Origin of the sequence: Duganella sp. sic0402 (assembly GCF_019219065.1) — a bacterium.
In the GTDB taxonomy this organism is placed as follows: domain Bacteria; phylum Pseudomonadota; class Gammaproteobacteria; order Burkholderiales; family Burkholderiaceae_D; genus Rugamonas.
Genome location: NZ_JAHUWK010000004.1, coordinates 164724 through 187061 on the forward strand (window position 1 = coordinate 164724; position 22338 = coordinate 187061).

The 22338-nt window shown below is 63.3% G+C and carries 20 protein-coding genes; 13 read left to right on the forward strand and 7 right to left on the reverse strand.

Annotated features, from left to right (window positions below; genetic code table 11):
- Window positions 1-36 precede the first annotated feature (36 nt).
- From KW842_RS12595 to KW842_RS12605, 3 genes are all read left to right on the forward strand, one after another.
- Window positions 37-177 carry a hypothetical protein gene (locus KW842_RS12595; protein ID WP_218304447.1) on the forward strand — a complete coding sequence of 47 codons (141 nt, stop codon included), beginning with the start codon at window positions 37-39 and terminating at the stop codon, window positions 175-177.
- Window positions 178-270: 93 nt separating this feature from the next.
- Window positions 271-636 carry a hypothetical protein gene (locus tag KW842_RS12600; protein WP_218304448.1) on the forward strand — a complete coding sequence of 122 codons (366 nt, stop codon included), beginning with the start codon at window positions 271-273 and terminating at the stop codon, window positions 634-636.
- Between the two features lie 77 nt (window positions 637-713).
- Window positions 714-4112 carry a response regulator gene (locus KW842_RS12605; protein ID WP_218304449.1) on the forward strand — a complete coding sequence of 1133 codons (3399 nt, stop codon included), beginning with the start codon at window positions 714-716 and terminating at the stop codon, window positions 4110-4112.
- On the opposite strand, the gene KW842_RS12610 is transcribed toward KW842_RS12605, so the two are convergent.
- Together KW842_RS12610 and KW842_RS12615 are read right to left on the reverse strand one after the other, a co-directional pair.
- Window positions 4109-5500: a pitrilysin family protein gene (locus KW842_RS12610; protein ID WP_218304450.1), complete on the reverse strand. Its 1392-nt coding sequence runs from the start codon at window positions 5498-5500 to the stop codon at window positions 4109-4111. The genes KW842_RS12605 and KW842_RS12610 overlap by 4 nt on opposite strands.
- Window positions 5501-5504: 4 nt before the next feature.
- Entirely contained in the window at window positions 5505-6821 is a 1317-nt protein-coding gene (locus KW842_RS12615) for a pitrilysin family protein (RefSeq protein WP_218304451.1), read from the reverse strand.
- 119 nt (window positions 6822-6940) lie between these two features.
- Here KW842_RS12615 and KW842_RS12620 point away from each other — a divergent pair, with 119 nt between their 5' ends.
- The 3 genes from KW842_RS12620 to KW842_RS12630 all read left to right on the forward strand — a co-directional run bounded on the left by KW842_RS12620 (window position 6941) and on the right by KW842_RS12630 (window position 8350).
- The gene (locus tag KW842_RS12620; RefSeq protein ID WP_218304704.1) at window positions 6941-7408 is read left to right on the forward strand and encodes an acyl-CoA thioesterase; all 468 of its coding nucleotides are present in this window, start codon (window positions 6941-6943) and stop codon (window positions 7406-7408) included.
- Between the two features lie 16 nt (window positions 7409-7424).
- On the forward strand, window positions 7425-7829 hold the full coding sequence (locus tag KW842_RS12625; protein WP_218304452.1) for a VOC family protein: 405 nt from the start codon (window positions 7425-7427) through the stop codon (window positions 7827-7829).
- Window positions 7830-7903: 74 nt separating this feature from the next.
- A complete protein-coding gene (locus KW842_RS12630) occupies window positions 7904-8350 on the forward strand; it encodes a nuclear transport factor 2 family protein (RefSeq protein WP_229223656.1) in 447 nt (148 codons plus the stop codon).
- 212 nt (window positions 8351-8562) lie between these two features.
- On the opposite strand, the gene KW842_RS12635 is transcribed toward KW842_RS12630, so the two are convergent.
- Window positions 8563-9873, reverse strand: a complete 1311-nt coding sequence (locus KW842_RS12635) for an MFS transporter (RefSeq protein WP_218304454.1) — start codon at window positions 9871-9873, stop codon at window positions 8563-8565.
- 29 nt (window positions 9874-9902) lie between these two features.
- Window positions 9903-11246: a glucarate dehydratase gene (gudD, locus tag KW842_RS12640; protein ID WP_218304455.1), complete on the reverse strand. Its 1344-nt coding sequence runs from the start codon at window positions 11244-11246 to the stop codon at window positions 9903-9905.
- 151 nt (window positions 11247-11397) lie between these two features.
- Between gudD and KW842_RS12645 the strand changes: the two genes are divergently transcribed.
- On the forward strand, window positions 11398-12435 hold the full coding sequence (locus KW842_RS12645; protein ID WP_218304456.1) for a LacI family DNA-binding transcriptional regulator: 1038 nt from the start codon (window positions 11398-11400) through the stop codon (window positions 12433-12435).
- Between the two features lie 19 nt (window positions 12436-12454).
- The gene (locus tag KW842_RS12650) at window positions 12455-12724 is read left to right on the forward strand and encodes a KTSC domain-containing protein (RefSeq protein ID WP_218304457.1); all 270 of its coding nucleotides are present in this window, start codon (window positions 12455-12457) and stop codon (window positions 12722-12724) included.
- Window positions 12725-12728: 4 nt separating this feature from the next.
- Here KW842_RS12650 and KW842_RS12655 read toward each other — a convergent pair whose 3' ends face one another.
- Window positions 12729-13622: a dihydrodipicolinate synthase family protein gene (locus KW842_RS12655; RefSeq protein ID WP_218304458.1), complete on the reverse strand. Its 894-nt coding sequence runs from the start codon at window positions 13620-13622 to the stop codon at window positions 12729-12731.
- Window positions 13623-13688: 66 nt separating this feature from the next.
- On the opposite strand from KW842_RS12655, the gene ptsJ reads away from it, so the two are divergent.
- Both ptsJ and KW842_RS12665 read left to right on the forward strand, forming a co-directional pair.
- Complete coding sequence (ptsJ, locus tag KW842_RS12660; protein ID WP_218304459.1) at window positions 13689-14978, forward strand: transcriptional regulator PtsJ; 1290 nt, start codon at window positions 13689-13691, stop codon at window positions 14976-14978.
- 82 nt (window positions 14979-15060) lie between these two features.
- The gene (locus tag KW842_RS12665) at window positions 15061-15639 is read left to right on the forward strand and encodes an SET domain-containing protein (RefSeq protein WP_218304460.1); all 579 of its coding nucleotides are present in this window, start codon (window positions 15061-15063) and stop codon (window positions 15637-15639) included.
- Here KW842_RS12665 and KW842_RS12670 read toward each other — a convergent pair.
- A complete protein-coding gene (locus KW842_RS12670; protein ID WP_218304461.1) occupies window positions 15563-18406 on the reverse strand; it encodes an EAL domain-containing protein in 2844 nt (947 codons plus the stop codon). The two genes, KW842_RS12665 and KW842_RS12670, sit on opposite strands and share 77 nt — an antisense overlap.
- A 127-nt stretch (window positions 18407-18533) precedes the next feature.
- On the reverse strand, window positions 18534-19196 hold the full coding sequence (locus KW842_RS12675; protein ID WP_373925186.1) for a methyltransferase domain-containing protein: 663 nt from the start codon (window positions 19194-19196) through the stop codon (window positions 18534-18536).
- 170 nt (window positions 19197-19366) lie between these two features.
- On the opposite strand from KW842_RS12675, the gene KW842_RS12680 reads away from it, so the two are divergent.
- Genes KW842_RS12680 through KW842_RS12690 form a run of 3 tightly spaced genes read left to right on the forward strand, consistent with a single transcriptional unit; the run spans window position 19367 to window position 22328 of the window.
- Window positions 19367-19642: a hypothetical protein gene (locus KW842_RS12680; RefSeq protein WP_218304463.1), complete on the forward strand. Its 276-nt coding sequence runs from the start codon at window positions 19367-19369 to the stop codon at window positions 19640-19642.
- A gap of 22 nt (window positions 19643-19664) precedes the next feature.
- Window positions 19665-20819, forward strand: coding sequence for a diguanylate cyclase (locus tag KW842_RS12685; protein WP_218304464.1), 1155 nt, complete (start codon window positions 19665-19667; stop codon window positions 20817-20819).
- Between the two features lie 57 nt (window positions 20820-20876).
- Window positions 20877-22328 (forward strand): Ppx/GppA phosphatase family protein, encoded by a 1452-nt coding sequence (locus KW842_RS12690; protein WP_218304465.1) that lies wholly within the window; start codon window positions 20877-20879, stop codon window positions 22326-22328.
- Window positions 22329-22338 lie beyond the last annotated feature (10 nt).

Genomic DNA, 22338 nt, shown 5'->3' on the forward strand with positions numbered 1-22338 from the left:
AGTCATCTCGTCACGTCTTTGTTCACGGAGAGCATCATGGGCAATTCCTTACACAATAAAATCTACCTCGGCCGCCGCAGCGTGGCGCTGAGCACCAAGCGCGTGCAAGCCATGGTGTGCGTTGCCGCCTTTGCCAGCATCGGCCTGGTGTGGCTGGTCATCCGGGCGTTCCAGTAATCAAATAAGCAAGTTTCAGTCTTGTTGCCTTGCCGCCGCGACGGCGACCGCGTACCATGAGGGCCGCAGCAGTCTCTTATGGAAAAAATGGCAATGAAGAATGAAAAATTCACGCAGGACGAGTATGACGCCCTGTACGAAGTCCAGCGCGGCATCAAGGGTGACCGCGTCAGTGCGTGTGTCGGCCGCAACATCAAGCGCCTGTCCGGCCTGAAATTGATCAGTATCGCCCGTAACGGCCGCATTTCGCTGACCGACAAAGGCGAGCAAACCATCTTCCTGCACCGTTGCGTGCTGGGTTTGCGTGCTGTGGCAGCGCAGCCAGGCGCCACGCTGGATGCCGATGTGGCCCTGTTCCTGGGCAAAAAATCCCACGTTTTGCAGCGCGCCGAAGGCGGTTTCGAGATCAGCGACAAGGGTCGCGAGTCGCTGGAAGACATCACTAATCAAGGCTTCTGATAAAAACGCTCCTACGGAGCGTTTTTTTTGCGGTATTGTATGGCCAATAACAGAGCAATACGACCTTCCATTTGGCTATGAGATTCAACACGCTGCAAAAGTTACGCAAATTATTCCGTGTGCTGGTCGCGGCCGTGGTGGCGGTGTTGCTGATCGTCTGTATATTTGTCGCCCATGTGCTCAACCAGAGCCGGCTGCGTTACTACGCGGCGGCCGAGGAAACCTCGCACAATCTGGCGATTTCGCTGGAAAATTTCCTGCATTCGCATTTCCAGGAAGTGGACCTGGCCATGCGCCGGGCCGACCAGGAATTCCGCGCCATGCACGAGCAGAAGCGCTTTTCCGATGAAAAATTCAGCGCCTACCTGCGTGCGCTGAAAGAGCGCATCCCGCATGCGCAGGCGGTGCGCGGCGCCAACACGGCCGGCCAGGTGATTTACGGCGAGCAGATCGACCTCAAACATCCGCAAGACCTGGGCATCCGCGAATTCTTTGCGCGGGCGCAGCAGGAGCATGAACTGATTTTCGGCGTGCCGGTGCAGTCGCGCATCAGCGGCGAATGGGTGCTGCCGCTGGTGTATCCGCTGACCTTGCCGGATGGTAGCTTCGGCGGCGCCGCCTATGTGCTGATGAACAGCTCGCAGATCACTGAAGCGTTTTCCGGCCTGAATATCGGCCAGCATGGCGCGATCGTGCTGCTGGATGAGAAGAAACGGGTGCTGCACCGCTATCCCGACGCCGAGGATATGAAGTTTGGCGCCACCATCAAAATCAATGCGGCCACCCAGGCAATACTGGACGGCAAACAGCGCAGCGCCAGTTATACGGTGATCAGCCCGCGCGACCAGCGTGAGCGTACGCTGAGCGTGGAAAAGATCGGTGGCTATCCGGTATATGTGTTTGTCGGCCTGGCCAGCGACGACTTCCTGGCGCCGTGGTACAAGGAAATCCGCAATGCCTCGATCTTCCTGGTGCTGCTGATTGGCCTCTCGCTGGCGCTGCTGAAAGGCGTGCGTTTCAGCCTGCGCCAGCAATACCAGGGCCTGACCGCGCTGGGCGAGGCCGACCAGGCTTTGCAAGTGTCGCTGGCGCAGCTGACCGCGTCGGAAACCCGCTGGCGCTCGCTGACCGAAGGCTTGCCGCAAATGGTCTGGACCGCCAGGCCGGACCTGCGCATCGATTTCATGAGCCATCACTGGGCGAGCTTTAGCGGCCTGCCGGCCGCGCAACTGATGGCGGACGGCGACTGGTCGCTGGTCATTCACCCGGAAGATTTGCCGGTGATCGCCGCAGCGCGCCAGCGGGCGCTGGCCGACGGCAGCGAATTCCGTTGCGACTGCCGTTTGCGCCGGCATGACGGCGTGTGGCGCATCTTCGATAACCACGCGCTGTCGCAGCGCGACGAGAACGGCCAGATCGTCAGCTGGGTCGGCAGCAGTACCGACAGCACCGAACTGCGCACCGCGCACGACGCGCTGTTGCAGGCCAAGGAAGCAGCGGACAAGGCCGGCCGCGCCAAGTCCGACTTCGTCGCCAATATGAGCCACGAGATCCGTTCGCCGATGAATGCAGTGCTGGGCATGCTGCAACTGCTGCGCCAGACCAGCATGACCGGCCGCCAGCAAGACTATGTCGACAAGGCGCACGCGGCGGCCAGCGCCTTGCTGGGACTGCTGAACGACGTGCTGGATTTCTCCAAAGTGGAAGCCGGCAAGCTGGCGCTGGACCCGCATCCGTTCCGGCTGGACAAACTGTGGCGCGACCTGGCCGTGATCCTGTCGGCGAACGTCGGCAGCAAGAATATTGAAGTGCTGTTCCGGGTCGATCCGGCGTTGCCGGCGATGGTGGTCGGCGACGCGCTGCGCTTGCAGCAGATCCTGCTCAACCTGGCCGGGAACGCCATCAAATTCACCGAGCGCGGCGAAGTGGTGGTGTCTGCGCAGCTGGTGGCGCAGACTGACAGCACGCTATCGGTGGCGTTTGCGATCCGCGACACCGGCATCGGCATCGCGCCAGAGCAGTGCGAGCACATCTTCGACGGCTTTTCGCAGGCTGAAGCCTCGACCGCACGGCGTTTCGGCGGCACCGGGCTAGGCCTGGCAATCAGCCAGCGCCTGGTGCGCATGATGGGCGGCACGCTGCGCGTGGTCAGCGAAGTGGGGCAGGGGAGCGTATTCGATTTTGCGGTCGACTTCGGTGTCTCGGCCGAGCAGCCTGATGTGGTACCAGCAACTGCTTTGCCGGTGCCGGATGAATTGATGCGCGGCCTGTCCTGCCTGGTGGTGGACGACAACCCGGTAGCGCGCACGGTGCTGCGCGAAATGGCGAGTGCGTTCGGCTGGCGGGTAGACGTGGCCGCCGATGGCTATGAGGCGCTGGACGCGATCAGCGCGCAGCTCAACCGCCGCAAGGCCTACGACGTGGTCTTCATCGACTGGCGCATGCCGTCCATGGATGGCTGGGAAACCAGCCGCCGCATCCGCCAGCTGGCGCCGGAGGGCAAGACGCCGCTGATCGTCATGGTCACCGCGCACGACCGCGAAATGCTGGCGCAGCGGCAGCAGGAAATCACGCCGGTGCTGGATGGCTTCGTGGTCAAGCCGGTGACGGCGTCGATGCTGTTTGACGCCGTGGCCGACGCGCGGCTGGACAACCGCAAGCCGCTGGAAACGGCGCTGGCGCCATCGCTGCGCCGGCTGGCTGGCTGGCGGCTGCTGCTGGTGGATGACAACCCGGCCAACCAGCAGGTCGCCAGCGAATTGCTCAGCAATGAAGGTGCGCAAGTGGAAGTGGCCAGTTCCGGCCACATGGCGCTGGGCGTGGTATCGCGGCCGGGACCGTTGCCGGACCTGGTGCTGATGGACATCCAGATGCCCGAAATGGACGGCTATCAGGCCACGCAAGCGATGCAGGACAAGCTGGGCAAGAGCGCGCCGCCGATCGTCGCCATGACCGCCAACGCGATGGCGGCCGACCGCATCGCCGCGCTGGACGCCGGCATGGTAGACCACATCGGCAAGCCGTTCGACCTGGACCAGCTGATCGAAGTGATACTCAAGCACGTCCGCCGCGAAGAGCGCCAGCCAGCGGCCCGCGCCGCGCCAGCAGCATCCCCCGCGCCGGCCGCAGCCGCCTTGCCAGCAGCCGGTCTGAACAGTGCTGCCGCACTGAAGCGTCTGGGTGGTTTGGAGTCGGTCTACCTGATCGCGCTGCGCAGCTTCATCGCCGAAGCAGAAAAACTGTCCGCCCAACTACAGAGCGCGCAGGAAGAACAGAATCTCGCTGTCGCGCTGCCGGCGCTGCACACCCTCAAAGGCCTGGCCGGCACAGTCGGCGCCGACCGCCTGGCGATGCTCACCCAGCAAGCCGAGCGCGCGCTGAAGGACGACAGCAGCGCCTGGCAAGCACTGACGCCGGTACTGGAAGCCTGCCCTGGCGTCACCAGCGACATCGAAGAACGCCTATCCGGAGTTTAGCGGAAGCCGTCGGCGGTGATGTCGATTTCGGTGACATCGCCGTAGGTTTTGGCGATGTCGCGGATCGTGTCGGCTTTGCCGATCAGCACGGTTTGCAGCTTGCTGCGCGGGAAGTGCTTGTCGATCAGCGCCTTGGCCTTCTCAGGCGTGAGGCTGTCCACCGATTTGGTGAAATTGTCGATCTGTTCGCGGCCCACCTGGTTCGCGTACATTTCTCCCAGCAGCCCGGCCAGCTGTTCGCCGGTTTCGTAGCGCGGCGGGAATTGGCCTTTGACGTAGGCCTTGGCCGATTCCAGCGTCGCCTTGTCGATGCCTTTGTCCCACAGCCGCTGATAGGTTTGATGCGCCAGTGCCAGCGCCGCTTCGGTCTTCGGCAGCGCGGTGAAGCTGCTGATGGCGAAGGTGCCGGTTTGCGACAGCGTGCCGAACTGGCTGCTGGCGCCGTAGGTCAGGCCGGAGTTTACCCGCAGTTCGTCGTTCAGCCACGAGGTGAAGCGGCCGCCCAGCACGGTGTTGACCACCTGGATAGGCACGTAGTCGGGATCGTTGCGGGCGATGCCGGCGCCGCCGATCAGGAAGGTGGTTTCGGTCGCGTCCGGCTTGTTCACCAGCAGTACGCGCGCCTTGTCTGCCTGCACCTTGCCGTTGTCCTGCCTGGCCGGCGCCGGGCCGCTGGCTTTCCAGGCGCCAAACAACGATTCGATTTGCTTGCGCATTTCGGTTTTCTGGAAGTCGCCTACCACGATGATGGCAGCGTTGTCCGGACGGTAGTACTGCTGGTAGTAGCGCTGCACATCGCCTTGCTTCAGCGCGCCGACGCTATCAACCGTGCCGCTGGCCGGAATGCCGTACGGGCTGTCGCCGAACAGCATCGCGCGGTAGTAGGTCTGCACCACATTGCGCGGCGCTTCCTTGGCCTGCTTGATGCCGTTGACCTTGCGCGTGCGCAGCTTGCCCAGTTCGACATCGTTAAAGCTCGGCTGCTGCACCACTTCAGCGAACAGCGGCAGCAGCGCAGCCGCATCGGCCTTGGCGAAGTTGGCTTGCACGGTGCTGGCTTCGGCGCCGGCGCCACCGGCCAGACGCGCGCCGCGATAATCAAAGGCCTGGTCGATGGCCGCCTTGTCATGGGCGGTCGTGCCCAGCAGCAGGGCGTCGCCAGTCAGATTGGACAGGCCGGCCTGTTTGCCGTCATTGACCGAGCCGGCTTTGACCACGGCGCGCACCGAGATCAGCGGCACTTCGTGGCGTTCCATCAGGTAGACCGTCAAGCCATTCTGCAAGGTGATGGTGTCGAACTCCGGCAGGCGGAATTCGGCGGCGTGCGACAGGCCAGCGGCGCTCAGCGCGGCCGCCAGCGCGGTGATGGTGATGAGTTTACGGGTCATGTAATCAGTCCTCCTTCGCGGCCAGCACGCCGACGGTGCGCTGCGATTTTTTCAGGTATTTTGCGGCGACCTTCTGGATATCGGCCGGCGTCAGTTTCTCGTAAGCGGCAGGCGCGTCAAACATCTTCTGGTAGCCGCCGAAGAATACTTCGTGCAGGCCCAGTTGCTGCGCCTTGCCATTGATGGTTTCCTGCTCGCGGTACAGATTGACCAGCCTCTGGTTCTTCACCTTTTGCAGCTCCTCGGCGCTCACGCCATCCTTGATCAGCTTGTCGACTTCCGCCAGCAGCGCTTTTTCCAGCGTGCCCGGATCAACCTTGGCCGACGCCACCGCGCTCAGCGACATCAGCCCCGGATCGAAGCCTTCCATGCCGCTGGCGCTGACCTGCGTGGCCAGCTGGTTTTCCACCAGCGCCTTGTACAGGCGCGAGGTTTTGCCGCTACCCATCAGGGTTTGCAGCACGTCCAGCGCGTAGTAATCCGGATCGTCCGCTTTGGGGATCTTGTAGGCGACGATCAGATTGGCCGAGGTGGCCGATGCCTTGGTCACGAAGACGCGCTTCTCGCCGGTCTGCGGCGGTTCGACGGTGCGCACGGCCGGTGGCAGCGCGCGTTTGGGAATCGCGCCGAAGTATTTGGTCGCCAGCTTCTTGACCTCATCGGCCTTGACGTCGCCCACGATCACCGCCACCGCATTATTCGGCGCGTAGTAGGTGCGGAAATAGTTTTCCAGATCCTGCTGGGTCCAGGCCTTGATATCGGACTCATGGCCGATCACCGACCACTGATAAGGGTGCGCGGTGAAGGCCACGCTGGTGATTTCTTCCCACAGCAGGCGGAAATTCGAGTTCTCGCGGCCGGTGCTGCGCTCCGACAGCACCACGCCGCGCTCGCTCGCCACCATTTTCGGATCGATGCTCAGATGGGCGATGCGGTCGCTTTCCAGCGTAAAGATGGTTTCCAGCGACGAGGCCGGGAACCAGTCCTGGTACACCGTCAGGTCGGTCGAGGTATAGGCGTTATTCGAGCCGCCCTTGGCTTCCATGGTGCGGTCGAACATCTTCGGGCCGAAGTTTTTGGAGCCGTTGAACATCATGTGTTCAAAGAAATGCGACAGGCCGGTGATCCCCGGCGCCTCATTGCGCGAACCGACTTTCCAGAAGGTGTACATATTGGCGTTGGGGATGCTGTGCGATTCCAGCACGATAAACTTCATGCCGTTGGCCAGCGTGAAGGTCTGCACCTGGTCGGCGCTGACAGCGGCTTGCGCGGTGGCGGCCAGACCCAGCACGATGCTGGCGGCCAAAACTTTCCATTTCATGAGCGCTCCTTAAACAAGAAGCACAAAGCATACATCTTTTTGACAAGTATTTGCGAATGGCAAGCATAGCAGCTAGCATGGTGACAACCACAAAAGGAGCACTACCAATGGAAAAACCAATGAACTGGGTCGCGCACGAACTGAGCATGACCGTGCTGATGACCCCGGATATGGCGAATTTCTCAGGCAACGTCCACGGCGGCACCATTCTCAAATACCTCGACAGCGTGGCCTATGCCTGTGCCAGCCGCTATTCGGGCAGCTATGTGGTCACCCTGTCGGTGGACCAGGTGATGTTCCTGCAACCGATCCATGTCGGCGAGCTGGTGACCTTCCTGGCCTCGATCAACTACACCGGCAATACCTCGATGGAAGTCGGCATCCGCGTGGTGACCGAAAACATCCAGCAGCGCCTGGTGCGTCACGCCAACAGCTGCTACTTCACCATGGTGGCGGTGGACCAGGACCGCAAGCCGGTCAAAGTGCCGGCGCTGGTGCCAGAAAGCGAAGAGCAGAAGCAGCGCTGGGAACAGGCGCTGCTGCGCAAGCAGGCCCGCCAGATGGTGCACGGCAACCGCAAGCAATGATAGGGGAGGGCCAGGCGTGATCTCACATGTCTTTGTCGGCATCAGCGATTTTGGCCGCGCCCTGGATTTTTATACCGCAGTGGTGGATGAACTGTCGCTGCGCTTGAAGTTTTCCGACGCGGACCAGCAGTGGGCTGGCTGGATGCCGCCGGAGCAGGCGCGGCCGCTGTTTGTCATCGCCCGGCCGTTCAATGAAGAGGCCGCCACCGCCGGTAATGGCCAGATGATTGCCTTGCTGGCGCCGACGCGGCCGGCGGTCGACCGGGCCCATGCGGCGGCGCTGGCCAACGGCGGACGCTGCGAGGGCGCGCCCGGCCTGCGGGCGCACTACCATCCGAACTACTATGGCGCCTATTTCCGCGACCCCGATGGCAATAAGATTTGCGTATGCTGCCACGACCCGGCGCAGCAAGAGGAATGATTGCATAGGGTTAGCTTTTGTGTTTTGATGGGTGCCTTATCTACTTGCTAAGGTTGCCCATGAAACGCTTGCTGATGCTTCTTCTGCTCGTGGCATCGCCGCTGCTGTCCCAGGCAGCCGATGCCACGGATACCCAATCGATCAAACGCGCGGTGCGCGATTACATCGAATCGCAGCACAAGGCCGATCCGGAGCGCATGGCGCGCGGCATCGATCCGCAACTGGCCAAGCGCACCTATTGGCGCGCTGCCGACGGTTCGGAATTCGTCATGAACACCGACTACGACAGCATGCTCAAAGTCGCCCGCACCTATAACAAGGACGGCACGAAATTCCCCGCGCAGCCACGGGTCGAGATCAAAATCCTCGATGTAGACCAGCGCGTTGCCACCGTCAAGCTGACCGCCGACGAGTGGATCGACTATATGCACTTATACAAAAACCAGCACAGCGAGTGGAAAATCGTCAACGTGCTATGGCAGTACCATGACACCACACGCCAGGCCAGCAAAAAGCAGTGAGGCTGCCAGTTTTACTGGCACGGTGGCTTTTCTCTTTTGCGTCAAAGACTTGCGTCCGGAAAAGAGACTTGTTAACAGCGTTGTCCACAGAATCTGTGGGCAGAATTATTTGAGGTGTTGAGCTGTGCATTAAGGGGCAAGTCGAATTGCGTGGCGACTGCTGATCAAGCGGGCCTGCTCGCCCGCTTGATGCAGATGCCGTCGGGCACGCCTCAGCTGCGGCGCCGGGTCAGGAACACCAGGCCGGCGGCGATCACCGATGCTGCCGCCAGCGCGTACAAGCCGCCCTGGATGGAACCGGTTTTCTGTTCCAGGTAGCCGAAGGTGGTGGGCGCGACAAAGCCGCCCAGGTTGCCCAGCGAGTTGATCAGCGCGATCACGGCGGCGGCGATGCGGCTGTCCAGGTAGCCTTGGGGAATCGGCCAGAACAGCGACGATGCCGCCTTGAAGCCGATGCCGGCGAAGCAGATCGCCACGAACGCGAATACCGGGCCGCCGGTGGTGGAGGCGAACATGCCGCACGCCGCGATAATCAGCGCGACTGCCACCCATGCCTGCTGATGGCGGTACTTCTGCGCCAGCGTCGCAAACATATACATCGCCGCGATCGAGATGATCCACGGAATCGAGTTGAACAGGCCGATCTGGAATTCCGTGTAATGGCCCATTTTCTTGATGATGCTGGGCAGCCAGAACGTCGCGCCGTAGATGGTCAGCTGGATCGCGAAGTAGATGAAGCAGAACAGCGCGATGCGCGAGTCCTTCAGCAGCGTGAACATGCTGGCATGCTTGGGCTTGTTGGCGTCGCGTTCCTTCTTCTCGGTTTCGATGATGGCGGTCAGTGCATTGCGCTCGGACTCGGTCAGCCACTTGGCGTCCTGAGGATGCGAGTCGAGGAAGAACCACACCACAAAGCACAGCGCCACCGAGGCCAGGCCTTCGATGATGAACATCCATTGCCAGCCGTGGAAGCCGCCGCCTTCAATCGACAGCAGCGCGCCGGACAATGGACCCGACATCACCGACGCCAGCGCCGAGCCGCTGAGGAAGATGGCCATGGCCTTGCCGCGCTCGCGGTTCGGCAGCCATTGCGTGAAGTAATACACCACGCCAGGGAAGAAGCCGGCTTCGGCCACGCCCAGCAGGAAGCGCATCACGTAGAACGACATTTCGCCCTGCACAAAGGCCATGCCGGTGGCGACCACGCCCCAGCTGGCCATGATGCGGGTCAGCCAGGCCTTGGCGCCGAAGCGCTGTTGCAGGATGTTGGACGGCACCTCGAACAGCGCATACGCGAGGAAGAACACGCCGGCGCCGAAGCCGAATGCGGCGGCGCCGATGCCGAGGTCTTTTTCCAGGTGCGAACGGACAAAGCCGATGTTGACGCGGTCGATGTAGTTGGCGATAAACATCACCACGAACAGCGGCAAGATGCGCCACTTGACCTTGCTGACGGCTGTATCGAGGACGGTAGGGGCGGCGATTTCGCCGCCGTTTGCTGGGGCGCTGGCTGTGGTAGTCATGCTGGTCTCCTTGGTTCTTGTTATTGTTATTAGCGAACCATGCAAGGCATTTTGTTATTGAACTTCCAGCCGGGGATCAGGAATTGCATCGCCACCGCGTCGTCTCGCGCACCCAGCCCCATATTGTTGTACAGGTGATGGGCCGCTTCGATGGCGTCCATGTCGAGCTCCACGCCCAGCCCCGGCGTGGCCGGCACCTGCACCATGCCGCCCTTGATTTGCAGCGGGTTTTTGCTCAGGTGCTGGCCATCCTGCCAGATCCAGTGGGTGTCGATGGCGGTGATATTGCCCGGTGCGGCGGCCGCAACGTGGGTGAACATGGCCAGCGAGATATCGAAGTGGTTGTTCGAGTGCGAGCCCCAGGTCAGGCCCCATTCGTGGCACATCTGCGCCACGCGCACCGAGCCCTGCATGGTCCAGAAGTGCGGATCGGCCAGCGGGATGTCGACCGATTGCAGCTGGATCGCGTGGCGCATTTCGCGCCAGTCGGTGGCGACCATATTGGTGGCGGTCGGCAGGCCGGTGGCGCGGCGGAACTCGGCCATCACTTCGCGGCCTGAGTAGCCGTTCTCGGCGCCGCACGGGTCTTCGGCGTAGGCCAGCACATCGCCCTTGTCGCGGCACAGGCGGATTGCGTCTTTCAGCAGCCAGCCGCCGTTCGGGTCCAGCGTCACGCGCGCTTGCGGGAAGCGTTCGTGGATGGCGGTGACGGCTTCGATTTCCTCTTCACCGCGGAATACGCCGCCTTTCAGTTTGAAGTCGTTGAAGCCATAGCGTTCGTATGCCGCTTCGGCCAGCCGCACCACGGCTTCCGGCGTGACGGCTGGTTCGGTGCGGATGCGGGTCCAGTTGTCGCCGGCCTGGTCCGGCACGCCGGCATAGGGCAGGTCGGTGGCGTTGCGGTCGCCGATGTAGAACAGATAGCCCAGCATTTCCACTTCCGAGCGTTGCTGGCCGTCGCCGAGCAGCGCCGCGACCGGCACGCCCATGAACTTGCCAACCAGATCGAGCAGCGCCGCTTCCAGCGCGGTGACGGCGTGGATGGCGATGCGCAGGTCGAAGGTTTGCAGGCCGCGGCCGCCGGCATCACGGTCGGCAAAGGCAGCGCGGGCGGCGTTGAGGATGGCGTTGTAGTTGCCGATAGGCTGGTTTAGCAGCAATGGGCGTGCGTCTTCCAGCGTCTGGCGGATTTTCTCGCCGCCTGGCACTTCGCCGACGCCGGTGTTGCCGGCGCTGTCTTTCAGGATGACGATGTTGCGGGTGAAGTAGGGGCCGTGCGCGCCGCTGAGGTTGAGCAGCATGCTGTCGCGGCCGGCGACGGGAACCACGCGCATATCAACAATGCGTGGGGTGGAGGAAGGTGCTTGCGTCATGGGTGTCTCCTGATAAATGATTGCGCTGTCATTTCAATCTTAGACCGGTATAAGAGCAATATCAAGGTAAACCTGTGGTTTTTGCTGTTTAAAAATGATAGAAAATGATGTGTGATGCTACAATAGCACATCAACGTTTATCATCATCGCCATGGAAAAGACTCAAATCCGCAGCTTGCGCACCGCCGAGGGCGAGCTGGCTGTCAGCGGTGCCACGCTGGCCGATGTAGCCAGGGTAGCGGGCGTGTCGCCGATTACCGTGTCGCGCGCGCTGAACCAGCCGCATCTGGTGCGCCCCAACACGCTGGCCAAAGTGCAGGCGGCCGTGGCGCAGACCGGCTATGTGAAGAATATGATGGCCGGCGCGCTGGCCTCGGCGCGCAGCCGGCTGGTGTCGCTGGTGCTGCCGACGATTTCCACGCCGATCTTTGCCGATATGGTGCAGGCGGCCAGCGATAATCTGACGGCGGCCGGCTATCAGGTGATGCTGGGCCTGTCCAGCTACGAAGCCTGGCGCGAGGAGTTGCTGGTGGAAACCATCCTCAGCCGCCGTCCCGATGGCGTGATCCTGACCGGCTCGCTGCACACCGACAGTACCCGGCGCCGCTTGCAGGCGGCGCAGCTGCCGGTGGTGGAAACCTGGGATTTGACGCCGTCGCCGGTGGACATGATGGTCGGTTTCTCGCACGAAGATGTGGGCCACGCGATCGCCCAGCATCTGCTGGAGCGCGGCTACCGGCGCATCGCCATCCTGGCGGTGCAGGACCCGCGCGCGGCGCGGCGCAACCAGGGCTTGCAGGCCGGACTGGCCAAGCATGGTGTGGAAGTGGCGGCCTTGCAACTGATGCCGCTGCCGTCCACGTTTGCACTGGGACGCGAGGGCATGGCGGCGCTGCTGGCCAGCTGTCCGGACGTCGAGGCGGTGGTGTGCAGTTCGGACACGCTGGCGCACGGCGTGCTGACCGAGGCCATCGAGCGCGGCATTAAAGTGCCGCAGCAACTGGCGGTGGTCGGCTTTGGCGACTTGCATTTTGCGTCGCACACCTATCCGCCGCTATCGACTGTACGCGTCGATGGGGCTAATATCGGACGTATGGCGGCGCAAGCGATACTGGACCGGTTGGAAGGCAAGGCGGTCGCCAGCCTGACCGATACCGGATTCCAGTTTATCCAGCGCGGCAGCACTTAACCATACAATGGAGGCCAGCATGGAAATGAAGCGCATCAATGCGGGGAAACTGCGGGCCATCGGCTATGACGCGCGCGACAAGCTGCTGCGCGTGGAATTCGACGACGGCAGCGCCATCGACTATTCCGGCGTCGGCAACGAGGTGTGGCGCAAACTGTCCAGCTCGGGCGCGGCCTGGAGCTACTACCGCGACAATATCGAAGAGGAATACACCGGCCGCCGTGGCGTGGTGCGCAAGCCGACCACCCGCGCCGACCTGGAGAGCCTGTTCAAGTCGCCAGGCGAATAATCCATCAGGCCAGGGCCAGCGTATCGATCAGGCTGGCCAGGTGTTCGCGGTCGGCGCCGTCGATGGCTTGCAGCGGCAAGGGCAGGCAGGGCTGTTGCGCCAGTCCCATCAGCCCGGCTGCGGCGGCGACCACGCGCAGGCTGCCCTTGTATTTGGCGAACAAGTCCCATAGCGGTTGCAGCCGTGCCGACAAGCGCGCCGCCTCGTCGGCCTGGCCCGCCTGTGCGGCGCGGGTGATGGCCAGCGTGGTGGCGGGGAAGATGCCGCCGATCACCGAATACCATAGCGCGCAGCCGGCGCTCAGGCCGGCGGCGCCAAACTTGTCGCCGCTGACGCCGATGCTGACATGCGCCGGCGCCAAGGCGCGCAGCCGCGCCACACGCTGCGCCGCTGCTGCCGGATCGGCCGGCACGCCGGGAATCTTGATCGATGCGATATGCTTCAACTGGGCGATGCGGCCATGCAGCTCGTCGCTGAAGTCGAAACGCGAGACGCCCGGATTGTCATACACGCAGACCGGCACCGAGACGTTGCGCGCCACCGTCGCATACAAGTTGTAGACCTCGTCGGCGTTGAGCGCATGGTAAGACACCGGCGCCAGCAGCAGGGCGCTGACGCCGGCCTGTTGCGCATCCTCGGCCAATGCCAGCACCTCGCGGGTGCGCAAGGCGCCGATGCCAACCATGACCGGCACGCCATCCGCATGCTCCACCGCCAGCCGCGCCACCCGTGCGCGCTCGGCGCGATCCAGATAGGCGTACACGCCGGTGGACCCCAGCGCACCAATCGAATCGACCCCGGCCGCCGCCAGCCTCGCCACCAGCCTGGTGAAAGCTGCTTCGTTGACGCCGTCTTGGTTGAGGGGAGTGATGGGAAACGCGCTCAGGCCGGTAAACATAAAGTGCTCCAGACGATGGGGTAAAATGTCTGGTACATAGTAAATTATGTCCTAGGACAAAGTCAAATGATATCCGGAAGCACAGCCATAGAGATTGCCGACTGCATCCGCGCCCTGGTGCAAAGCGGCGACTACCAGCCCGGCGACGCGCTGCCGCCCGTGCGCGAGCTGGCCGGGACGCTGGGCGTCAACCGCAACACCGTTGCCGCCGCCTACCAGCGCCTGACCAAGGCCGGCATCGCCGTGGCCCAGGGGCGGCTCGGCACCACCATCCGCGCGCCGCACCGCGCCGGCGAGCAGGAGGGCGCCAGCGCCGATACGCCGTTGACCGACGTGGCCCACGGCAACCCCAACGCCAGCTGGCTGCCCGACCTGTCCGCCTTGCTGGCGGCGCGTCCTTTCAAACCGGTGGTCTACGGCGAGGACACCATCCTGCCCGAGTTGCGCGCATGGGGGCAGGCATGGTTCGCTTCGGACTGCCCGGCCGGCTGGGAATTGGCGTTGACCAACGGCGCGGTGGACGCCGTCGAGCGGCTGGCGGTGGCGCACCTGGTGGCCGGCGATAAGGTGGCGGTGGAAGATCCGGCCTTCCTCGGCACCGTCAACGCGCTGCGCATCGGCGGCATGCAGGCGGTTGGCGTTGCGATTGATGACCAGGGCATGCAGCCGCAGGCGCTGGCGCGTGCCCTGCAAGAGGGGGCGCGCGCCGTGCTGCTGACGCCGCGCGCCAACAATCCCACCGGTTGCGCCCTGAGCAAATACCGCGCCGATGCGCTGAAACGGGTGCTGGCCGGCTATCCGAATGTGCTGGTGATACTGGACGACCATTTCGCACTGCTGGCGGATACGCCATGTCACGCCGTCATCCCGGCATCGACCACGCGCTGGGCGCTGGTGCGCTCGGTGTCGAAAGCGCTGGGACCGGACCTGCGGCTGGCTTTTGTCGCCTGCGACGCCGGCACTGCCGCCCGGCTGCGCATCCGCCTGGCGCCCGGCATGACCTGGGTCAGCCATATCCTGCAGCACGCGGTCGCCGCCTGTCTCGGTTCGGAGCAGGTGCGTCAGCAGGTGGACACGGCGCGCAGCGCCTATGCCGCCCGCCGCGAGCAACTGGTGGCGGCGCTGCGATCCGAGGGCATCGGCGTGCCGTGTCCATCAGGCGGGCTGAATGTGTGGATACCACTTGAGCGCGATGCGCGCGACGTGGCGTATGCGATGGCGAAGAAAGGCTGGCTGGTGCGCCTCGGCAGCGCCTACGATGTGCAGGGGCAATCGCAAGCGATCCGCGTCACCATCTCCAATCTGGAAGAAGGCCAGGCGCAGCGGCTGGCACGCGATCTCAAGTCATGTTTGTAATATTTGGATTTTCTGGCGTGCGGCATGTCTGCGCGCTGAAAAATATGGTTTAATCCAACGATCTTTGATCATCGTGATTGCCATGTCCGACGCCAGTACTCAACCAGCTACAGATCAACTGCCCGCCTATCGCGTGGAACGCTCATCGGTGCACGGCAACGGCGTGTTCGCGCAGCGGGATATCGCGCCCGGCGAACCCGTCGTTGAATACGCGGGCCGGGAAATCACCTGGGACGAGGCGCAAGTGCGCGCCGAAATCCAGGGCGGGCCGCACAACCACACTTTCTTTTTCAGCCTGTCGAATGGCAATGTCATCGATGGCGGCGACCACGGCAACGAGGCGCGCTATATCAACCATTCCTGCGAACCGAACTGCGAGGCAATCGAGGAAGAGGACGGCCGCATCTTCATCTATGCGCTGCATGACATCAAGCAGGACGAAGAACTCAGCTATTCCTATCCGCTGATCTACGAAGGGCGGCACACGCCGGCCATCAAGCGCGCCTTTGCCTGCCGGTGTGGCGCGGAAAAATGCACCGGCACCATGCTGGCGCCCAAGCCGCGCAAGCGCAGCAAGCCCAAGGCTAAGCCGGCATCGCTTGCAGAGCTCGTCCCTCCGCCAGCAGCAGTTCAAATTCCGCAACCGGCAGTGGCCGGCTGAAATAATAGCCCTGGATTTCGTCGCAGCCGTGGCGGCGCAGGTAGTCGAGCTGGGTCGCCGTCTCCACCCCTTCGGCGATGACGCGCAGTTTCAGGTTGTGCGCCAGCGCGATGATGGACACCACAATCGCCGCCTCGTCGTCCGCGTGAATGTCGCTGATGAAGGAGCGGTCGATCTTCAGCACGTCAATCGGGAAATGGCGCAGGTAGGAAAAGCTGGAATAGCCAGTGCCGAAGTCGTCGATCGACAGCGCCAGGCCCAGCGATTTCAGCTTGTGCAGCAGCTCCACTGCCTGTGTCACGTCATGCATGAACAAGCCTTCGGTCAGTTCGATGTCCAGGCAGGCCGGCGGCAATCCGGTCTCGCGCAGCACCTCGCTGATGGACGCCACCAGTTGCGGCTCGCTGAACTGGCGCGGTGACAGGTTGACGGCGATGCGCAGCGGGCCGTGGCCCGCGTCCAGCCATCGCTTGGCCTGGGCGCAGGCGGTGCGCATCACCCAGGCGCCGATCTCGACGATCAGGCCGGTTTCTTCCGCCAGCCCGATGAAGCGGTAGGGCGCCACCATGCCCAGTTCCGGATGCTGCCAGCGCAGCAGCGCTTCCATGCCGACCACGCGGCCAGTTTGCAGATCCACCTGTGGCTGGTAATGCAGCACGAATTGCTGCCTTTCCAGCGCGTTGCGCAGTGCGCTTTCGATGCGCAGCCGTTCGCGCGCTTCTTCGTTCATCGCCGGCTCGTAGAACTGGGTGTTGTTGCGGCCCAGCTTCTTGGCGCGGTACATGGCGATGTCCGCGTGTTCGATCAGCCGCTGCGCCGAGGTACCGTCTGCGCCGTACACGGCCACGCCGATCGAGCAGGTGACAAAGAATTCCTTCCCTTCCAGCATCACCGGCTGGGTGACGGCGCGCATGATGCGCTGGGCCACGTCGTGCGACAGCGTTTCTTCCGGGTACTCAGTGAGGATGGCGACAAATTCGTCGCCGGACAGCCGTGCCACGGTGTCGCTGTCGCGCACGCTATCGCGCAGCCGCTGGGCCACGGTTTTCAGCAGCAGGTCGCCGGCCTTGTGGCCCATGCTGTCGTTGACGAACTTGAAGCGGTCCAGGTCGATCAGCATCACCCACAAGGGCTTGCCGCTGCGGTTGGCGAAGGCCACCGCCTGCGACAGCCGGTCTTGCAGCAGCACGCGGTTGGGCAGGCCGGTCAGCACGTCGTGGTGGGCGATGTGCTGGATGCGCTGCTCGGCCAGCTTGCGCTCGGTGATCTCGGTGCCGGTGCCGCGATAGCCTCGGAATTTTCCTTCGCGGTCGTAGACCGGCTCGCCGCTGCTGGTGAACCAATGGGTCTGGCCATCGACGCCGCGCAGTGCGTATTCAAGATTGCTGAACGGCAGATGCGCTTCCAGCATCGCCTGGTGCTCGCGGCCCCAGTTGTTATCCCACAGTTCGGGATGCGCCTCCCAGCGCGTCCGCCCCAGGAATAGCTTTGGATCTTGCCGGCCCTTTTCGAAGAAGCCGCCGGTGATATTGGTGAAGCGGAATTGCTCATCCTGCTCCCAGTACCAGTCCGAGGACAATGCCAGCAGGCGGCGGAAGCGGTGTTCGCTTTCCTGCAATGCTTCCTCGGTGCGCTTGCGGGAGGCCACGTCCTGGGCCAGCTGTTCATTGCTGAGCTTGAGCGCATGGGTGCGCTCGTCCACCAGCCGCTGCACCCGCACTGAACGGCGCGCCAGCGAATTGACGAAGGCCGCCGTCAGCAGCGAGAACAGCAGGCCGCCGATCAGCGTCGACAGCGAGCCGAGATGGTGCGGCAGGAAGGGGCGCGGCAGCGGCGTCACCTGCACATGCCAGGACTTGCCGGCAGCGCTGAAGGTGCGCACATAGGGTTCGCGGTAGTCGATCGACAGCCAGCGCTGCAGCACCGACGGCTCAGTGCCGGGGCCAGCCGGCTGGCCCCGGCTGTAGACCAGATTGGCGGGGCGGATGTCGTCGCCGATGTAGACCTGCACGCTCAGCTCGCGGTCATCCAGCAGGTCGGCCGTCAGCAGGATTTTCTGGATCAGGTCTGCCGAGCGGATGACCGCGCTGGTATTGCCGATCCAGGCGGCGCGGCGCTGCTCCACGGTATTGAGCTCGGCGCCCTGGCGGTACACCGGTATCATCATCACAAAGCCCTGTTGCCCGGCGCGTTCCTGCGCCAGCCGCATCAGCGGCGTGGTGCGCGGCTGGCCGCTGTCGACCGCTTCGGCGATCACCCGCGCCATGGCCGGCAGCGAAGCCACGTCCAGGCCGAAGGCGGCTTCGTTGCCTTCCAGCGGTTCCAGATAGTCGACGATGACGTGTTGCGGCCGCGAAGCCAGCGGCTGCCGCCCGCCGTCGTGCAGTTCAACGCCCGGATAGTGGCGTTGCATTTCTTCCTGGTACGTGCGCGCCTGCTGGTCATCCATCACGCGCTGGAAGTTGAATGCCTGCACAAAAGGGTAGCGCTCCAGCATCGGCCGGCTGAAGCTGGCGAACTGTTCACGGCTGACCGGGCCAACTGATTTGAACAAGCCGTTCAGGATGGTGACCAGTTCCAGCGTATCGTCCATGCCGCGACGGATCGCGGCGGCGCGGATGTGGCCGCGCTGCTGGTAGCTGAGCTCCATCTTGCTGTATTCCAGCGCACTGACGGCGATGAACAACAGGCCGGTGACCGCGCAGCCGGTGATCAGCGTCAGCAAGGCTGCCAGCGAGATCCGGGATGAAGTGCGGAAGGACGGCATGACACGCTTTCCGAAACAGGGATGGCAAAGCGCGGGCGGGGGCGGGGGCCGCAGGATTGATAGTCAGTGTGTCACAAAAATGCTGTCAGGACAGTTTCATCGCTGCTGATGTGCCGAAATAACCACGTTATGCCCAACGCAGCCGCAACACGATCCAGTGCGCCAGCAAACGGTTCAGCAGTGGCAGCGCCAGGCCGCCGGTACGCGCCACTTTGCGCTGCATGGCCAGCGCCGGCGTGTTGCCGCCGTTTTTCACCGCGAACAGGATGCGGTTATTGCCGGCGATCCCGTTGAAGGCGCAGATATGGCCCTGAAACGCCTGGCGCAGGCGGCGCAGCATGGCCGCGTAGTGCGGGTCGTAGCTGAAGATATTCGCCACCATCACGCCGCCGGGCCGCAGCGCGCGCCGGCAGTCGGCGTAGAAGCTGGCGCTGCCCAGCGGCGGCGGCAGGCCGTCGGCGTCGAAGCCGTCCACCAGCAGCACGTCGGCGCTGTCGCGCAGCTGGTGCATATACTCCGCCGCATCGGCCTGGATCACGCGAAAGCGCGCGCTGTCGCGGGGAATGGCGAACTGCTCGCGTAGCGCGATCACGTCTGGATTCAGTTCCAGCACGGTGATGCGCGCATGCGGCAGGTAGCGGTGGCAGAACTTGGCCAGCGAGCCGCCGCCCAGGCCGACCATGACGATGTGCTCGGGGCGCGGATGGAACAGCACGAAGCACATCATCGCCCGCACATAGCTGAGCACCAGCTGGTCCGGGCGGGACAGGCGCATCTCGCTTTGCACCATGCCGGGCTGAAATTCCAGCAGGCGCTTGTCGCCCACGGTGCGTACCTGTGGCGGCGGACGGTTGGCGGGTGTGGTCAAGTTGCTTAGTAATGTGGATTTACGTAGGGAATCATAGTAGCATGGCGTCAGCACGGGCCTGCCCATCGGCGGCCGACTTGGAGAGAGATACGATGTTTTTAGACCACCCTACGCTTACCGCCACCAATAGCTTCACCGAGCCGGACCGTCTGGAGCGCCTGAGCCGCGTCTACGGCTATGTGGCCGCGCTGGCCGACCTGGCCGGCAAGCAGAGCTTTATTGAAAAAGTCAGCCAGCTGCACGACCACAAAGGCACGCTGATCGTGTTCTGGCACGACGCCCCGACCGAAGAAGAAAAAGTCTTCTTCACCCAGGCCTGGGGCAGCAAAATGGGCGATGGCAGCAGCAACGTCGAGCACGAGGTCTGAAGTCTGACACCGGGCTGCGGTCATGGATATAAAAACCTTGTTGTTAGCGCTGGCACTGGGCAATTTCAGCCTGTGCGCAGCGCTGTTCTTTTTTGAGGCCGGCGCGCGCCGCGACGGCCAGCTTGCGCGCGTTCACGCCACCTGGGCCTGGGCCAAGCAATGCCAGGCGCTGGCCTGGCTGCTGCTGTATTGTCGCGGCGTTCTGCCGGATTTCCTGACGATTCCGTTTGCCAATGCGGTGCTGTTCGCCGGCTTTGCGCTGGATGCGTCCGCGCTGTGGGAGCAGGCTGGCCGGCGCGTGTGGCGCAAATACCTGTTGCCGGCGCTGGGCGCATCGACCGGCGTGTATGTCGGCGCCTGGCTGTTGCAGCTGCCAGCGGCGGGCCGTATCGGCATCGCCTCGATGGCGGCTGGTTTCTTCTTCCTGGCCGGTGCCGCCGCGCTGGGCCGTGGCTGGCGCAACGGCACGCCATTGCGCCGCTATCTTGTGCTGCTGGTGCTGGCGCTGACCGTGCTGGTGGTGGGGCGCGGCCTGTTGCCGCTGCTGCCGGACTGGCTGAATCCGGTCGGGGTGCAGACGGCTGGCATGATCGCACTGTACTTGATGATGCTGGGCAACGCTTTCGGCTATCTGCTGCTGGCGCGCGAGCAGGAGCACGGTGAGCTGGCACGGCTGGAAGTGGTGGATGCGCTGACCGATGTACCGAACCGGCGCGGCTTCTACACCGCGCTGACGCCGTGGATCGCGCTGGCGCGCCGTCCCGGCATGCCGACCGCGCTGGTGATCCTCAACCTCGACCAGTTCAAGCGCGTCAACGACAGCTATGGCCATACGGCCGGCGATGTGGTGCTGAAGGCGATGGTGGATGTGTGCAAGAAACAACTGCGCGACTCGGACCAGATGGGCCGCCTGGGCGGCGCCGAATTCGCCATTCTGCTGCCGCGCACCTCGCTGGAGGATGCGGCGATGGTGGCGGAGCGCATCCGCAATGCGGTGGCCGAACAACCGGTCAAGGCGGAAAAGGCGGTCATCAATATGACCGCCAGTCTGGGCGTGACCACGATACGCGCCGAGGACAGCACCGTCAGCCTGTTCAAGCGCGCCGACGAGGCTTTGCAGGCTGCCAAACAGGCAGGCCGCAACCGCGTCATGGAGGCCGAAGTCATCAAGACGTAACAAATCGGGCTTATCGTGCTTATAATGGTGTAAATCGTTTAGTTCAAATCTCATTATATGTACGCTGCCGTAGACCTGGGTTCCAATAGTTTTCGCCTCCACATCGGCAAGCATGATGGGGAGGCCATCCGCGTACTGAAAAGCGTGAGGGAGCCGATCCGGCTGGCTGCCGGCCTGGATAAGGATGGCAACCTGACGCCGGCCGCCATGCAGGCGGCCCTCAACTGCCTGCAAAATTTCCGCACCGTGTTGGCCGCCTACAAGCTGGACGCGGTGCGCGTGGTGGCCACATCGGCGATGCGCGTGGCGCGCAATTCCGCCGCCTTTTTGCCGGAGGCGGAAAAGGCCATCGGCTATCCGATCGAAATCATCTCCGGCGAGGAAGAAGGGCGCCTGATCTATATGGGCGTGGCGCACGCGGTCGCGCTGCCCGGCGAGCGCCGGCTGGTGATCGACATCGGCGGCGGCTCCACCGAACTGATACTGGGGCGCGGGCCGGAAATCGAAAAGGTCGAATCGTTCAGCGTCGGCACGGTCAAGCAAAGCCTGTCCTTCTTCATCGGCGGGCGGGTTGACGGGCCGTCGTTTGAGGCCGCCATCCTGTCGGCGCGCAGCCATTTCGAGGACGCGGCACCGCCTTACCATCCGCAATTCTGGAAGCAGTGCTACGGTTCCTCCGGCACCGCGCGCACCATCGCCGACATCATCATCAAGAATGGCATTGGACGCGAAGTCAATGCGCAGACGCTGGAGGCGCTGAAGCAGCGCTTTATCGAATTCGGCCACGTCAGCAAAATCGATATGCCTGGCCTGCGGCCGGATCGCGCCTCGACCATCATCGGCGGGCTGGCAATCCTGATCGGGCTGGTGCGCGAACTGGGTATCGCGCTGGTGCAGCCGATTGAGGCCGGCCTGCGCATGGGCGTGATGTGGGACTTGCACCTGCGCTCAACCAAGCGTGACCGCCGCGAGCAATCGGTGCAAGCCTGTGTCGAGCGTTTCCACGTTGACCAGCGCCGCGCCAACCGGGCGGCGGTGGATGCGCTGGCGCTGTATGCGCAGACCAAGCCATCGTCCGAGCAGTACAACCGCCTGCTGTACTGGAGTGCGCTGCTGCACGAAATGGGCATGGTGGTGTCGCACACCGGCTATCATAAGCACGCCGCCTACATCATCGAGAACGCCGACCTGCCGGGCTTCACGGCGCGCGAGCAGCGCACCATGAGCCGCCTGATCGTGGCCCACAAGGGCAATCTGCGCAAAGTGTCCGAAGTGCTGGAGGATGCGGACTTCGCCAAGGCCATTGTGGCGCTGCGGCTGGCGGTGCTGTTCATGCACTCGCGCATCGATATCGACTTCACCCAGCTCAAGCTGCGCTTCAAGAGTCGCATCGAACTGGAAATCAGCCGCGATTGGGTGGCTGAGCATCCTACGCTGTCCTATTGGCTGGAGAAGGAACAGGAGCAATGGGACGAAGTCGGTGTAGACTTCACCATACGCACTAGCTAATGGAGAGAAG